General features: G+C 28.0%; 13 protein-coding genes, 1 rRNA gene and 1 riboswitch. All 14 genes read left to right on the forward strand.

The window, feature by feature from the left end; all coding sequences use genetic code 11:
* Nucleotides 1-25 precede the first annotated feature (25 nt).
* The 14 genes from rrf (at nucleotide 26) to ACTNAO_RS04305 (ending at nucleotide 14,387) form a co-directional block, all read left to right on the forward strand.
* Nucleotides 26-142 (forward strand): 5S ribosomal RNA (gene rrf / locus ACTNAO_RS04240).
* A 167-nt stretch (nucleotides 143-309) separates the two neighbouring features.
* Nucleotides 310-480, forward strand: a riboswitch (Lysine riboswitch).
* 109 nt (nucleotides 481-589) lie between these two features.
* Nucleotides 590-1,669 (forward strand): aspartate-semialdehyde dehydrogenase, encoded by a 1,080-nt coding sequence (gene asd, locus ACTNAO_RS04245; RefSeq protein WP_441026469.1) that lies wholly within the window; start codon nucleotides 590-592, stop codon nucleotides 1,667-1,669.
* Between the two features lie 118 nt (nucleotides 1,670-1,787).
* The gene (gene serC / locus ACTNAO_RS04250; RefSeq protein ID WP_441026470.1) at nucleotides 1,788-2,867 is read left to right on the forward strand and encodes a 3-phosphoserine/phosphohydroxythreonine transaminase; all 1,080 of its coding nucleotides are present in this window, start codon (nucleotides 1,788-1,790) and stop codon (nucleotides 2,865-2,867) included.
* A 20-nt stretch (nucleotides 2,868-2,887) separates the two neighbouring features.
* Nucleotides 2,888-4,051, forward strand: a complete 1,164-nt coding sequence (locus ACTNAO_RS04255; RefSeq protein WP_441026472.1) for a phosphoglycerate dehydrogenase — start codon at nucleotides 2,888-2,890, stop codon at nucleotides 4,049-4,051.
* Nucleotides 4,052-4,332: 281 nt separating this feature from the next.
* The gene (locus ACTNAO_RS04260; protein ID WP_441026474.1) at nucleotides 4,333-5,106 is read left to right on the forward strand and encodes a sensor histidine kinase; all 774 of its coding nucleotides are present in this window, start codon (nucleotides 4,333-4,335) and stop codon (nucleotides 5,104-5,106) included.
* Nucleotides 5,107-5,192: 86 nt separating this feature from the next.
* Nucleotides 5,193-5,345 (forward strand): zinc-ribbon domain-containing protein, encoded by a 153-nt coding sequence (locus ACTNAO_RS04265; RefSeq protein ID WP_441026476.1) that lies wholly within the window; start codon nucleotides 5,193-5,195, stop codon nucleotides 5,343-5,345.
* Nucleotides 5,346-5,498: 153 nt separating this feature from the next.
* Entirely contained in the window at nucleotides 5,499-5,636 is a 138-nt protein-coding gene (gene scfA / locus ACTNAO_RS04270) for a six-cysteine ranthipeptide SCIFF (RefSeq protein ID WP_441026478.1), read from the forward strand.
* Nucleotides 5,637-5,704: 68 nt separating this feature from the next.
* Nucleotides 5,705-7,069, forward strand: coding sequence for a thioether cross-link-forming SCIFF peptide maturase (scfB, locus tag ACTNAO_RS04275; RefSeq protein ID WP_441026480.1), 1,365 nt, complete (start codon nucleotides 5,705-5,707; stop codon nucleotides 7,067-7,069).
* 52 nt (nucleotides 7,070-7,121) lie between these two features.
* Entirely contained in the window at nucleotides 7,122-8,333 is a 1,212-nt protein-coding gene (locus ACTNAO_RS04280; RefSeq protein ID WP_441046128.1) for a M16 family metallopeptidase, read from the forward strand.
* A 12-nt stretch (nucleotides 8,334-8,345) separates the two neighbouring features.
* On the forward strand, nucleotides 8,346-9,764 hold the full coding sequence (locus tag ACTNAO_RS04285) for an aminotransferase class I/II-fold pyridoxal phosphate-dependent enzyme (protein WP_441026484.1): 1,419 nt from the start codon (nucleotides 8,346-8,348) through the stop codon (nucleotides 9,762-9,764).
* A 135-nt stretch (nucleotides 9,765-9,899) separates the two neighbouring features.
* A complete protein-coding gene (locus tag ACTNAO_RS04290; RefSeq protein ID WP_441026486.1) occupies nucleotides 9,900-11,099 on the forward strand; it encodes a pyridoxal phosphate-dependent aminotransferase in 1,200 nt (399 codons plus the stop codon).
* Between the two features lie 27 nt (nucleotides 11,100-11,126).
* Nucleotides 11,127-11,609, forward strand: coding sequence for an Lrp/AsnC family transcriptional regulator (locus ACTNAO_RS04295; RefSeq protein ID WP_441026488.1), 483 nt, complete (start codon nucleotides 11,127-11,129; stop codon nucleotides 11,607-11,609).
* Nucleotides 11,606-12,778: an aminotransferase class I/II-fold pyridoxal phosphate-dependent enzyme gene (locus ACTNAO_RS04300; protein WP_441026490.1), complete on the forward strand. Its 1,173-nt coding sequence runs from the start codon at nucleotides 11,606-11,608 to the stop codon at nucleotides 12,776-12,778. The genes ACTNAO_RS04295 and ACTNAO_RS04300 overlap by 4 nt, the downstream gene beginning before the upstream one ends.
* A gap of 70 nt (nucleotides 12,779-12,848) precedes the next feature.
* Nucleotides 12,849-14,387, forward strand: a complete 1,539-nt coding sequence (locus ACTNAO_RS04305) for an O-antigen ligase family protein (protein WP_441026492.1) — start codon at nucleotides 12,849-12,851, stop codon at nucleotides 14,385-14,387.
* Nucleotides 14,388-14,464: the final 77 nt, after the last annotated feature.

A 14,464-nucleotide genomic window follows, 5' to 3' on the forward strand; every position in this document is an offset into this window, starting at 1 on the left:
TTCAACAATGCAAAGCATTGATAAATCTGGTGATTATGGCGTAGAGGAAACACTCCTTTCCATTCCGAACAGGACAGTTAAGCTCTATAGCGCCGATAGTACTGCATGGGGAACTGTGTGGGAGGGTAGGACGTTGCCAGGTAAGATTATGTAAGACATAGACTATTGTTTATGTCTTATTTTTTTATAAAAATTGCATTATAAATCTATATGTTAAAAATGTAAATGGTATCATAGAAAAATTAATTAAATTTTCACAATTATATTGATTTTTGTAAAAAAAAAGAGTATGATAAAAAGGTGCAAAAAATAAGAGATAGAGGTGCATTATTTAATAGTAGTATTATGGAGCAAAGCAGTGATGAAATAATATGAAAGGAAATATTGCCGAAGGATAAGATTAAAGCTTTAATATTTTATTCTGGGTATACATAAAATATATGTATAACTGTCACAATAATGTGGGGTGCTATCCGAGTTTACTAATAAATATGTAATATTATATTATGTAATTTAATAGCCTTGGATATAACCAAGGCTTTTATTATATATAAAAAATTGTTTTAATAAAATTCTAGGAGGATTGTATATGGAAAAAAAATTAAGAGTTGGGGTTCTTGGAGCTACAGGCTTTGTTGGGCAAAGATTAGTTACATTATTAGATTCACATCCATATTTTGATGTTACAGTACTTGGAGCAAGTTCAAGAAGTGCTGGTAAAATATATGAGGATGTAGCAGGACCAAAGTGGAAATTAAAAACACCAATGCCTGAATATACAAAGAAAATGGTTATAAGAGATTTACATAATATAGATGATATAAAAGATGATGTGGATTTCGTATTTTGTGCAGTAAATATGGACAAAGAAGAAATTAAAAAAATAGAAGAAGCTTATGCTAAAGCAGAAGTGCCAGTTGTTTCAAATAATTCAGCACATAGAATGACAAAAGACGTACCAGTAATTATACCAGAAATTAATTCTGATCATTTAAAAGTTATCGAATCACAAAAGAAGAGACTTGGAACTAAAAAAGGATTTATAGCTACAAAGCCAAATTGTTCAATACAATGTTATGTTCCACAATTAACTGCATTACTTGAATATAAGCCAACTAAGGTTTTAGTTTGCACATATCAAGCTATTTCTGGTGCAGGAAAGACATTTAAGGATTGGCCTGAAATGGAAGATAACATAATACCATTTATAGGTGGAGAAGAAACAAAGAGTGAAGTTGAACCATTAAAAGTGTGGGGTAAAGTTGAAGGAGACGAAATTAAGCTTGCTGATGATGTAGTTATTACATCACAATGTTTAAGAGTTCCAGTATCAGATGGTCACACAGCAGCTGTTTTTGTATCTTTTGATAAAAAACCAACTAAAGAACAAATACTTGAAAAATGGAAGAACTTTAAAACAGTTCCTCAAGAATTAGGTTTACCTTTAGCACCAAAACAGTTTATAACATACTTTGAAGAGGAAAATAGGCCACAAGCTAAGTTAGATAGAGACATTGAAAAAGGAATGGGAATTACAGCAGGAAGACTAAGAGAAGATACATTATTTGATTACAAATTTGTAGGATTAGCACATAATACTCTAAGAGGTGCAGCTGGTGGAGCTGTTCTTATGGCTGAACTTCTATATAAGAAAGGATATTTATATTAATTTGAATTGGTAAATTTGAATAATAATAAATAGTTGACTAAAATTTAACAAAGAGTTAAAATTACATTTAAGTACAAATAAAAAATAAGAACATAAATTTTTAAGGGGGCACAATAAAGTGGGAAGAGTTTACAATTTTTCAGCAGGTCCAGCAGTTTTACCAGAAGAGGTTTTAAAAGAAGCTGCAGCAGAAATGTTAGATTATAATGGCACAGGAATGTCAGTTATGGAGATGAGTCATAGATCTGATGCATTCAAAGAAATAATTGAAACAGCAGAACAAGATTTAAGAGATTTAATGAAGATACCTGATAATTATAAAGTATTATTTTTACAAGGTGGAGCATCTCAACAATTTGCAATGATTCCAATGAATTTAATGAAAAATAGAGTTGCAGATTATATTATCACAGGTCAATGGGCTAAAAAGGCTTATAATGAAGCTAAGAAATATGGTAAGGTAAATGCTATTGCATCTTCAGAAGATAAAACATTTACTTATATTCCTGATTGTTCAGATTTACCAATATCAGAAGATGCTGATTATGTTTATATCTGTCACAATAATACAATTTATGGTACAACATATAAAACTGAACCAAATACAAAAGGTAAGATATTAGTTGCTGATATGTCATCAGATATATTATCTCAACCAGTTGATGTATCTAAATATGGAATGATATACTTTGGAGTTCAAAAAAATGTTGGACCAGCAGGTGTTGTTGTATGTATTATAAGAGAAGATTTAATAACAGAAGATGTTCTTGAAGGAACTCCAACAATGTTAACTTATAAGACTCATGCAGATGCTAAATCATTGTATAATACACCACCAGCTTACGGAATATACATTTGTGGTAAAGTATTTAAATGGTTAAAGAAACAAGGTGGTCTTGAAGCTATGAAGGAAAGAAATGAAAAGAAGGCAAAAATTCTTTATGATTTCTTAGATTCTAGTAAATTATTTAAGGGAACAGTAGTTCCAAAAGACCGTTCATTAATGAATGTACCATTTGTTACTGGAGATAAAGATTTAGATGCTAAATTTGTAAAAGAAGCTGCTGCTGCTGGTTTTGTTAACATTAAAGGACACAGAACTGTTGGTGGAATGAGAGCTAGCATATACAATGCTATGCCAATTGAAGGTGTAGAAAAATTAGTTGAATTTATGAAAAAATTCGAAGCTGAAAACTAATATTAAACGGAGGCGTAAATATGACTAAAATTAATTGCTTAAATCCAATTTCAAAAGTTGGAACAAATCTTTTAAAGAGTAATTATGAAATTACAGATAAATTTGAGGAAGCAGAAGCAGTTTTAGTTAGAAGTGCTGCAATGCATGATTTAGATTTGCCAGAATCTCTACTTGCAGTAGGAAGAGCTGGAGCTGGAGTAAACAATATTCCTTTAGATAAGTGTGCAGATAAAGGTATAGTAGTATTTAATACACCAGGTGCTAATGCAAATGGTGTTAAGGAAGCTGTAATAGCTGGACTTTTACTTGCATCAAGAGATTATATTGGAGGATATAATTGGGTAAAATCTACAAAAGATGATCCAAATCTTAAGAAACTTGTAGAAAAGCAAAAGAAACAATTTGCAGGGTCTGAAATAATGGGCAAAAAATTAGGAGTTATTGGACTTGGTGCAATAGGTGTTAAAGTTGCTAATGTTGCTAATAGATTAGGTATGGATGTATATGGATATGACCCATATTTATCAGTAAATTCAGCATGGAATTTATCTAAGCATATAAAACACATATCAAATGTAGAAGATATTTATAAGGAATGTGATTTTATTACAATACATGTTCCATATATGGAATCTACTAAGTATATGATTAATAAAGATGCAATTGCTTTAATGAAAGATGGAGTTAAAGTATTAAATTTTGCAAGAGGCGAATTAGTTAATGATGATGATATGATAGCAGCACTTGAAAGTGGTAAAGTATCAAAATATGTAACTGATTTCCCAGATGATAAAATTGCAAAAGCAAACAATACTATAACAATTCCTCATTTAGGTGCTTCAACTGCAGAATCTGAAGATAATTGTGCAGTAATGGCTGTAAATGAATTAATGGATTATATTGAAAATGGTAATATTAAAAATTCAGTAAATTATCCTGCTTGTGATATGGGTGTTTGCCAAAACGTAGCTCGTATAGCAATTCATCATAAAAATATTCCAAATATGCTTGGTCAATTTACTTCATTATTTGCCAATGAAGGAATAAATATTTCTGACATGATTAATAAGAGCAAAAATGATTATGCATATTCATTATTAGATTTAGGACAAGCTCCATCAGAAGATGTAGTAAATAAAATAAAAGCTATAGATGGTGTTTTAAGAGTTAGAGTAATTAAATAATTTTCACATAAAAAGTTCCCCAAAACTTATTGTTTTGGGGAATTTTTTTATATATTATCAGATATTTACGATATTGTTATACTTGATATAATGATTCCCAAAATGAATGGGCTTGATGTATTAAGAAATGTTGGTTACAAATTAGAATTTGAAGATGGTAATGCCTATTTTTAAAATATTCTGATAATAATTATGTTTATGCTTTTAGAAAGACTCCTTTTGGAACAGATATTGTTTTTCAAGAGTGTAATAGCTATAATTCATATTTAAATAAACTTATAGTGGAGTTTATTATAATTGGTGTTATAAGTCTAGTAATATTATTTGCATTAAGTGTTATTATAGCAAGAAAATCAATAAAGCCTGTAGAAGCTGCTTACAATTCTCAAAAGAGGTTTATAGGTGATGCATCTCATGAACTTAAAACTCCTTTAGCAGTAATTAAAACAAATATTGATGTATTAAAAGCTAATGAAAATGATACAATTAAAAATCAAGAAAAATGGTTTAATTATATATCATTTCAAACTGATAGAATGTCAAAACTTGTTTCTAATTTACTATATTTGGCTAAGTCTGATAATAATGAAGTACTTGGCAAGGAATCATTATTTAATGTAGGTGATTCTATAATGAATCAAATATTGTCTTTTGAAGCTATTGCATATGAAAATAATTTAGAACTTAAATGTGATATTGATGAAAAAATAAATTTTTATGGGGATAAGGAAGCAATTAATCAGCTTATAGGTATACTTGTAGATAATGCTATAAAGCATTCTTTTAAAAATACAATTGTAAGAGTAAAATTAGAAGAAATTAAACAAAGAATGTGTATAAGTGTGCAAAATACTGGTGAGACAATTCCTAAAGAAGATATAGACAAAATCTTTGAAAGATTTTATAGGGTAGATAAATCAAGAGAAAGAGAAAGAGGAGGATATGGTCTTGGCCTTTCAATTGCAAAATCTATTGTTACAAGATATAAAGGTAAAATATATGTACAAAGTGAAAATAATTTAACTAAATTTAGTGTTGAATTACCAATAAAATAAAAAATAATAGTATAAAATTTTTTGAACGGTTAATAATATTAGTGAAAGAAATTTACTTTTTTTAAATATCAAGGAGGCCTTTTTTAATGGAAGATAAAACTATTAAGTGTAAAGATTGTGGTAAGGAATTTGTATTTTCTGTTGGTGAGCAGGAATTTTATAAGGAAAAAGGTTTTACAAATGATCCAGTAAGATGTCCTGAATGTAGAAGAGTTAAAAAAGAACAAAATAGACGATAATTAAACTATTATATAAAGGTTCCTTGTGACCTTTATATTTTTATAAATATATACATGCTTATGTATAAGAATGTGAAATTAAACTTCTACTTTAATAAATTTCATTAATGTGGTATAATTCATATGAAAGTTTAGATGATAGGAGAAGATATCATGAAACATATAAAAACAATTAATAAAACAAACATCAAAAACAGTTTATGTAAACCAGGATGTAAAGAATGCGCTAACTCTTGCCAATCTGCTTGCAAGACTTCTTGCACAGTAGCAAACTTACAGTGCGAAAACTAATCAAAGCTTAAATAAGCAGTAACTATAAATGTTACTGCTTATTTAAAATTATGGAGGGAATAAAAAAAGTGTCATTAATACATAAATTTAAACAAGGTGATAATTATTTTGTATTAGATGTTAATACAGGAGCGGTTCATGTAGTAGATGAACTTGTTTATGATATATTAGAAGATGAAAAAATAAGACCAAAAGCTGAGGTTATGAAAGCTTTAGGAAATAAATATGATAAAGATGAACTTTCTGAAGCATATGATGAAATTCAAGAGTTAGCAGAAGAAGGAGTACTATATTCAGAAGATCAATATGAAGAAATTGCAAAAAGTTCTATGGATGATAGAGATTATATTAAAGCCCTTTGTCTTAATATAATACATGATTGTAATTTAAGGTGTAAATATTGTTTTGCTGATGAAGGTGAATATCATGGACATAAGGGAATGATGTCATATGAAACTGCTAAAAAAGCAATTGATTATGTAGTAAAAAGAAGTGGTCCTAGAAAAAATATTGAAATAGATTTATTTGGCGGTGAGCCAACATTAATGATGGAAACTATTAAAAAGATAGTTAAATATGCTAGAGATAATGAAGAAAAATGGGGCAAGAGTATAAGATTTACTATGACTACTAATGTTACCTTATTAACTGATGAAATGATGGAATACTTAGATAAAGAAATGGTAAATATTATTCTTTCATTAGATGGTAGAAAAGAAGTAAATGATAAAGTTAGGGTTAAACCTAATGGAAGTGGTTCTTATGACGATATTGTACCTAAAATTAAAAAGATGATTTCAAAAAGAAGCAAAGGAAAAACATTTTATGTAAGAGGTACTTTTACAAGAAATAATACTGATTTTTATGAAGATGTAATGGCAATGATTAATGAAGGATTTAGGCAAATATCAATTGAACCAGTTGTTTTAGAAGATGGACATCCTCTTGCAATTAGAAAAGAAGATTTACCTGAAATTTTTGCAAATTATGATAAGTTATATGAAGAAATGGCAAGAAGAAAAAAAGAAGGAGATGAATTTACCTTCTATCATTTTAATATAGATCTTCAAGGTGGTCCTTGTGTATATAAGAGAATATCAGGTTGTGGCTCTGGATTTGAATATGTAGCAATTACACCACAAGGTGATGTTTATCCATGTCATCAATTTGTTGGAAATGAAGATTTTAAATTAGGTTCAATATATGATGATTCTTTTGATACTGAACTTAGTAGAAAGTTTAAAGAAGCTAATATATATAATAAACCTAAATGTAGAGATTGCTGGGCTAAGTTCTATTGTAGTGGTGGATGCCAAGCTAATAATTTTAATTTTAATGGTGATATGAGAGAACCTTATGAAATTGGATGTATAATGCAAAAGAAGAGAATTGAATGTGCTATTGCATTAAAAGCAATTGATTTAAATAAATAAAATATAAAGAAAAGCCTAGTGCTTTTCTTTTTTTATGAAAAGGAATAGAAAAATGAAATATGTATTTGATAATGGATTAACTTTAATATATGAAAAAAGACAATCAAAAATAACATCAGTATCTATAGCACTTGAGGCAGGTGCTTGCGCTGAAAAAAATATGTTTGGTGTAGCTCATGCTACAGAACATATGGTATATAAAGGAACATTTAAACTAACAGAAAACCAAATAAATAAACAGTTATCTGAAATTTTTGCATTTCAAAATGCTATGACTAATTATCCTTATGTTATATATTATGGAAGTCTTTTAGAAGAAGATTTTAATAAATCAATGGAATTATTTTCTGATATATTAATAAATCCTGCATTTACTGAGGTTGGATTTAATGAAGAAATTGAAGTTATAAAACAAGAACTTAGTGAATGGAATAGTGATTTAGAACAGTATACAGAAGATAAGCTTTTTTTTAATGCATTTAAAGGAAGGCTTAAAAATCCTATTATAGGAACAAAAGAATCATTAGATAATATGACTGTAGAAGATGTAAAAGAATTTTATAGTAAGTATTATTGCCCAAACAATACTACTATAGCTGTTGTGTCAAGTATAGAATTTGATAAAGTTGTAAAAATAATAAATGATTGCTTTAGTAAATGGAAAGTAAATAAATTAATAACAATTAATGAATGTGTAGAAAAATTAAGTGAAAAGATTTACACTAATTATAAGTATGGAATATCTGTATCTAGAGCGGAAATAATTTTTTCACTTACAGATTTTTCTGAAAGAGAATTAAAAAATATAATTATATTTGATGAGTTATTTGGAAAAGGTGTTAATTCAATATTATTTGATTGTTTAAGAACTAAAAATAGTCTTGTATATGATGTAATTACAAATGTATCCTATGAAAAAAATATAAAACTTTACAAAATTACCTTTAATACATCTAATAAAAATATAGATAGAGCAATTAAGTATGTACAAGAAATAATAAAAAATATAGATACTTATATAGAAAAAATAGATAATAATTTTATTTCTAAGGTAATAAAAAAAATTAATCTAAAGAGAATGTTTATGGAAGAAAAAAGCATTAATTTGGCTAAAAGTCTTTCGACAAACAATGTTATGTTTAAAAATGAATACATGTGTAGTTTTACTAATGATGACAATGAAGTATTTAGCATAGAGGAAATTAAAAATACAATAAAACTTTTAGTGGGTAAATATGAAATACAAAAGATTATTTGTAAATAGGGGGTGCAGTTTATGAGAAAAAAGCTTCCACTTTTAAATGCATTACTTGAATATAGTAAGGAAAATAATACTATATTTTCTATGCCAGGAAATAAATGCGGAAAGGCATTTTTGCGTGATGATATTGGAAAAGAATTTAAAGAAAATATGGGCAGTTTAGATATTACTGAGGTTGATCCTTTAGATAATCTTCATCATCCGCAAGGAGTAATAAAAGAAGCACAAGAACATTTGGCTAATCTTTATAAGGTTAAAAAAGCATTTTTCTTAGTTAATGGAAGTACAAATGGTAATTTAGCTGCAATATTTTCTGCTTTTAAAGAAGGAGATGAAATTTTAGTAGAAAGAAATTGCCATAAATCTATTTATAATGCTATTATATTAAGAAAACTTAAGGTTACATACATAGAACCATGGATATTTGAAAAAGGTGGACTTTTTTTACCTCCTAATGAAAGTAATATTTATGAAGCATATAAAAAAGCTAAAGATCCTAAAGGAATAATACTTACATATCCTAATTATTATGGAATATGTTATGATATTCAGGACACAATAAAAGATTTAAGAAAAAAAGGACTTAAAGTTATTATAGATGAAGCTCATGGAGCTCATTTTGGAGTAAGCAGTAAATTGCCTAAAAATATGGCATCTATTGCTGATTATACAGTAGTTAGTGCTCATAAGACACTTCCTGCATTAACAGGAGGTTCTTATTTGCTTGTTAATGATGATTCAAATGATATAGAATTTTATGTTAGTGCATTTATGACTACATCTCCATCATATTTAATAATGGCTTCTTTAGATTATTCAAGATACTATTTAGAAATGTATGGCAAAACTGATTATGATAAGTTAATAACGAATTCAGAGGAAAAGAAAAAAGTAATTAATAGTTTTAATAAGGTTAAAGTTTTATCTGAGGAAGACCTTCCGGCTGGATATACTATAGATAAAACAAGATATGTATTAGTTTTAAGAGAGGGTTATAGTGGTGAAAAGCTTCTTCAATATTTAAAATCTAAAGGTATTCAATGTGAAATGAGCTTTTATGGAGGAGTAGTATTGATTCTTTCTCCATCTAACTGGGATGAAGGAATAGAAAAACTTATTATAGCTATAAAAGATCTTGATATTGAAACTTTAAAAATGCATCAGACAATTGAAAATGTAATAATAGATAATCATGATAAAGCATTAGAACCCTTTGAAGTATTTAAATTTGAAGAAGAGAAATGTGAACTTGATAAAAGTGAAGGAAGAATATTAAAAGAAAATATAGTGCCTTATCCACCAGGAATTCCACTTGTTTCAAGTGGAGAAATAATAAAGAAAGATCATATAAAAAAAATAAAAGCATTAATAGAAGCTGGTATAGAAATTCATGGTATAAATAATAATAAAATAAAAGTAGTAAAAATAGAATAAAATACTTTTTAAAATAATTTACAGTAAAGTTAATTAAATATATAATTAAAGTGTTGTAATTTTTATAATTCTTTAATTATATATTTTTTTATATATAATTAATTTTAATATATTTTATGAAGGAAGGGAAATAGCATGATATCAAAGAAGATGGAGGCTTTAGTAAAAAACAGTTCTGTTATTAGGGCGATGTTTGAAGAGGGAAAACGTTTATCAGATATATATGGGGAAGAAAATGTGTTTGACTTTAGTATAGGTAATCCTAATGTTTATCCTCCAGATGAAGTTAAGGAAGCAATAATTGATATTGTAAATAATGAAGATCAAAATTTAGTACATGGATATATGAATAATGCTGGTTATGAGGATGTAAGACAAAATATAGCAGAATTTTTAAATAAGAAAAATAATAACAATTTGTCAATTGAAAATATAGTTATGACATGCGGTGCAGCCGGTGGATTAAATGTAATATTAAAAAGCATATTAAATCCAGGAGAAGAGGTAATTGTAATAGCCCCATATTTTGGAGAATATAATAATTATGTAGCAAATTACGATGGAAAAATTGTAGCAGTTAAAGCTGATACAAAAACATTCCAGCCAGATATGTATAAACTTGAAAAAGCTATAAATAAAAATACAAGAGCACTAATAATAAATAATCCTAACAATCCAACAGGTGTTGTATATACACAGGAATCAATTAAAAAGATGACAGATATATTAAAAGAAAAACAAAAGGAATTTAACACAGATATTTATTTAATATCTGATGAACCTTATAGGGAAATAGTATACGATGGGGCAAAGGTTACTAATTTACTTGACTATTATGAAAATACTTTTATAGGCTATTCTTACAGTAAATCATTATCATTACCTGGTGAAAGAATAGGATATATTGTAGTAAATAATGAAATGAAGGATTTTGAAGATGTTGTATCAGCATTAAATGTTGCAAATAGAATACTTGGTTTTGTAAATGCACCTTCATTGTTTCAAAGAGTTATTGGTAAGACTTTAGGTGCGGAAGTAGATGTTAATATATATAAGAAAAATAGGGATCTTTTATATAATCATTTAATATCTATTGGTTTTGAGTGTGTAAAACCTGAGGGAGCATTTTATTTATTTCCTAAAGCGCTAATAAGTGATGATGTAAAGTTCTGTGAAATAGCAAAGAAGTTTAATTTACTTCTTGTGCCTGGAAGTTCTTTTGGATGTAGTGGTTTTGTAAGAATATCATACTGTATATCTTATAATAAGATAGAAAAGTCATTACAGGCATTTACAAAGTTGGCTGATTATATTAAAGAAAATAAATTATCATAAAATAGAAATTATATGAGGTGAGAGATTATGGAGGAAATTCTTGAAATTCTTGAACAAAATAGTAGATATACAGATGAAGAAATAGCATTAATGGTTGGAAAAACAAAAGAGGAAGTTAGAAAAGCTATAGATGAATATGAAAAGAGTAATATAATAGCTGGATATACTTCTTTAATAAATTGGGAAAATACAGGAAAAGAAACTGTAACAGCTTTAATAGAGGTTAAAATCACACCACAAAGAGGTGTTGGTTTTGATAAGGTTGCAGAAAGAATATATAAATTTGATAAAGTAAAGGCATGCTATTTAATGTCTTCAGGAGGATTTGATTTAACTGTAATAGTAGAAGGAAAATCAATGAAAGAAGTGGCATTATTTGTATCTGGAAGTCTTGCATGCCAAGAATATGTAACAGGTACTGCAACACATTTTGTTCTAAAAAAATATAAGGATCATGGAAGAGTATTTAAAGAAGAAAAGAAACCAGATATGGAGGCTATTTTTGTATGATTTTAGAAAACATGATAAATGATAATGTTAAAAATATGCCTCCTTCAGGAATAAGAAAATATTTTGACATTGTAAATGAAATGGATGATGTTATATCCTTAGGTGTTGGAGAACCTGATTTTTTAACACCTTGGAATATAACTGAAGCTGGAATATATTCTTTAGAAAAAGGACATACACATTATTCTTCTAATGCTGGATTTGTAGAACTTAGACAAAGAATATCAAGATATTTAAAAAGAAGATTTGATTTAAGTTATAATCCAAAGGATGAAATAATAGTCACAGTAGGTGGAAGCGAAGGAATTGATATAGCTTTAAGAGCATTAGTAGGACCAGGTGACGAGGTGCTTGTGCCAGAACCAAGCTTTGTTGCATATAAAGGTTGTACAAGCTTTACAGGGGCTAAACCTAAAATAATTAATTTAAAAGCAGAAAATGATTTTAAATTAACTGCAGAAGATTTGGAAAAAGCAATAACTGAAAAAACAAAAGTAGTTATTATACCATTTCCTAACAATCCCACTGGTGCCATAATGACAAAAGAAGAACTTAAACCAATAGTAAATGTGTTAAAAAATAAGGATGTAATAATAATTTCAGATGAAATATATGCAGAATTAACTTATGATAATAAGCATGTGTCTATTGCAAGTTTTGATGAGATTAAGGAAAAAACTTTAGTAGTAAATGGATTTTCAAAGGCATATGCTATGACAGGCTGGAGACTTGGATATATTTGTGGCAATTCAGTTTTAATTAGTCAAATGAAAAAAATACATCAATATGCAATAATGTGTGCACCGACAACAGCACAATATGCGGCTATTGAAGCCTTAAAGGAACATTGTGATGATGATATTGCTAAAATGATAAGAGAATATAATAGAAGAAGAAGAGTTCTTCTTAATGGATTTAGAAAAATGGGGCTTGAGTGTTTTGAACCTAAAGGTGCCTTTTATATGTTTCCTTCCATTAAATCTACAGGTATTTCTTCTGATGAATTTTGCGAAAGACTTCTTAAAGAAGAAAAAGTTCTTGTTGTTCCAGGAAATGCCTTTGGTGAATGTGGTGAAGGTTATATAAGGGCTTGTTATGCATCATCAATGGAAAGTTTAATGGAAGCTTTAAAGAGAATTGAAAGATTTTTAAAGAATATAAAAAAATAAGGCTACTAGATGTGTAGAAGGCTACTAGGGTGTAGCCTTATTTTGTGACACATCTAAAGGAGATGAAATTATGACGAAAATAAACAAAAATGAAGATAATCAAAGTGTTGATGAAAAAAAAGATAATAAAGCTAGTGCTATTTGCAAAGTTAAAAATTATATAAACTTAGAAACAACACAAAACACCATATATGATTTTATACAATCATTATTATTAGTGGTTATGATTGTAGTTCCATTTGTAGTAATAAAGTATGGTCAAAGATATTACATAGATGCAAAGGTAACATTACTTTATGCAGCTGCTTTTATTATATTTGTAGCTATGATGTTTTCAAAAAGAATAAAAATAAGGCGAGAAATTGAAGTGGCACTGATTTTTTTAGGAACCATTTGTATATCAGCAATTTTTTCTAGCTTTTCTTCTACAGCTATCTGGGGAAGTATTGAAAGAAGAGAAGGCTGTGTAATGTTTTTTGTATACATAATATTATTTATTGCTGCATCATCATTTTTTTCTGTAGATAAAAGAACAATAAACGTAATGCTTATAGCAGCAAGTCTTATGTCTTGTTATACTATATTACAGATGTTTAAAATAGATCCTCTTCAAGAGTATTTATATGGTAAGATAGTAACTCCGGACACGTCTATAGCTACTATAGGAAATAGCAATTTTGTTTCCTCCTATTTAAGTATGTTTCTTGTAATTGCTTTAGGACTTTATATTTATAGAAAAAAATTAATATATCTTTTATATTCAGGCATTATTTTCCTTGGATTTTTAGCAGCAAGAACTAGAGGGGGATGGATTACTTTTGTATTAGTTGCAGTGGTTGCATTAATATTTATTATTAAAAGTAAGGAAAAACTCATAAGAGCTGGAATTGTGTTTGTTACTTTTGCAATACTTGCTTTTTCATTAGATGTAGCAACAGATGGAATGATATACGGTAGGGCAAAACTAAGTAACATTTTTGAAAGAACCAATACAGAATCTTCAGAAGTTACAGAAAATGTACAAGAAGAGAGCAAGAGCTCTAATGAAGAAAGCAGTAATGATGAGAATACTAATAATAATCAAGATAAAATTGAATCAGATAATAGCAGCTTGTCTAATGAACAAACAAACAATAATGAAGAATCTAATAGCAGTATAAAACTTTTGGGGTCATTTTCTTCTAGAGCCAATATATTAAAGATAACCTTTAAGGCATTTTTAGATAAACCTCTTTTAGGTGAAGGACCAGATACATTAGGACAAAGATTAAAGAGAGATTATAGTAGTGAATATTATAATCATGTCAAATTATATAATGAAGGAATAGATAAAGCACATAATGAATATTTAGAATATGCAACAAGTTGCAGTATATTTACTCTTATAGCTTATTTAGTTTTAGTAGGAATGATATTATTTAAATTATTTAAGGAAAGAAAAAATGATAAGAAGGTAATATTATTTCTTACAATATTAATGTATTTATCACAAGCTTTCTTTAACATAAGTGTTATTATGGTAGCACCAGTATTTTGGATAATTATGGGGTATGCAGTTAAAGTTATATATAATGATGATAATGGAAACTGTGAAATGTTAGAAGAATAAAAAATGTATATTTTTGTTGAAATTTTAACAATAATATGATAGTCTAGCATAGATTGCATAAATATTATTAGGGGGAT

It is taken from the genome of Clostridium sp. HCP1S3_C6 (assembly GCF_052066735.1).
In the GTDB taxonomy this organism is placed as follows: domain Bacteria; phylum Bacillota; class Clostridia; order Clostridiales; family Clostridiaceae; genus Clostridium.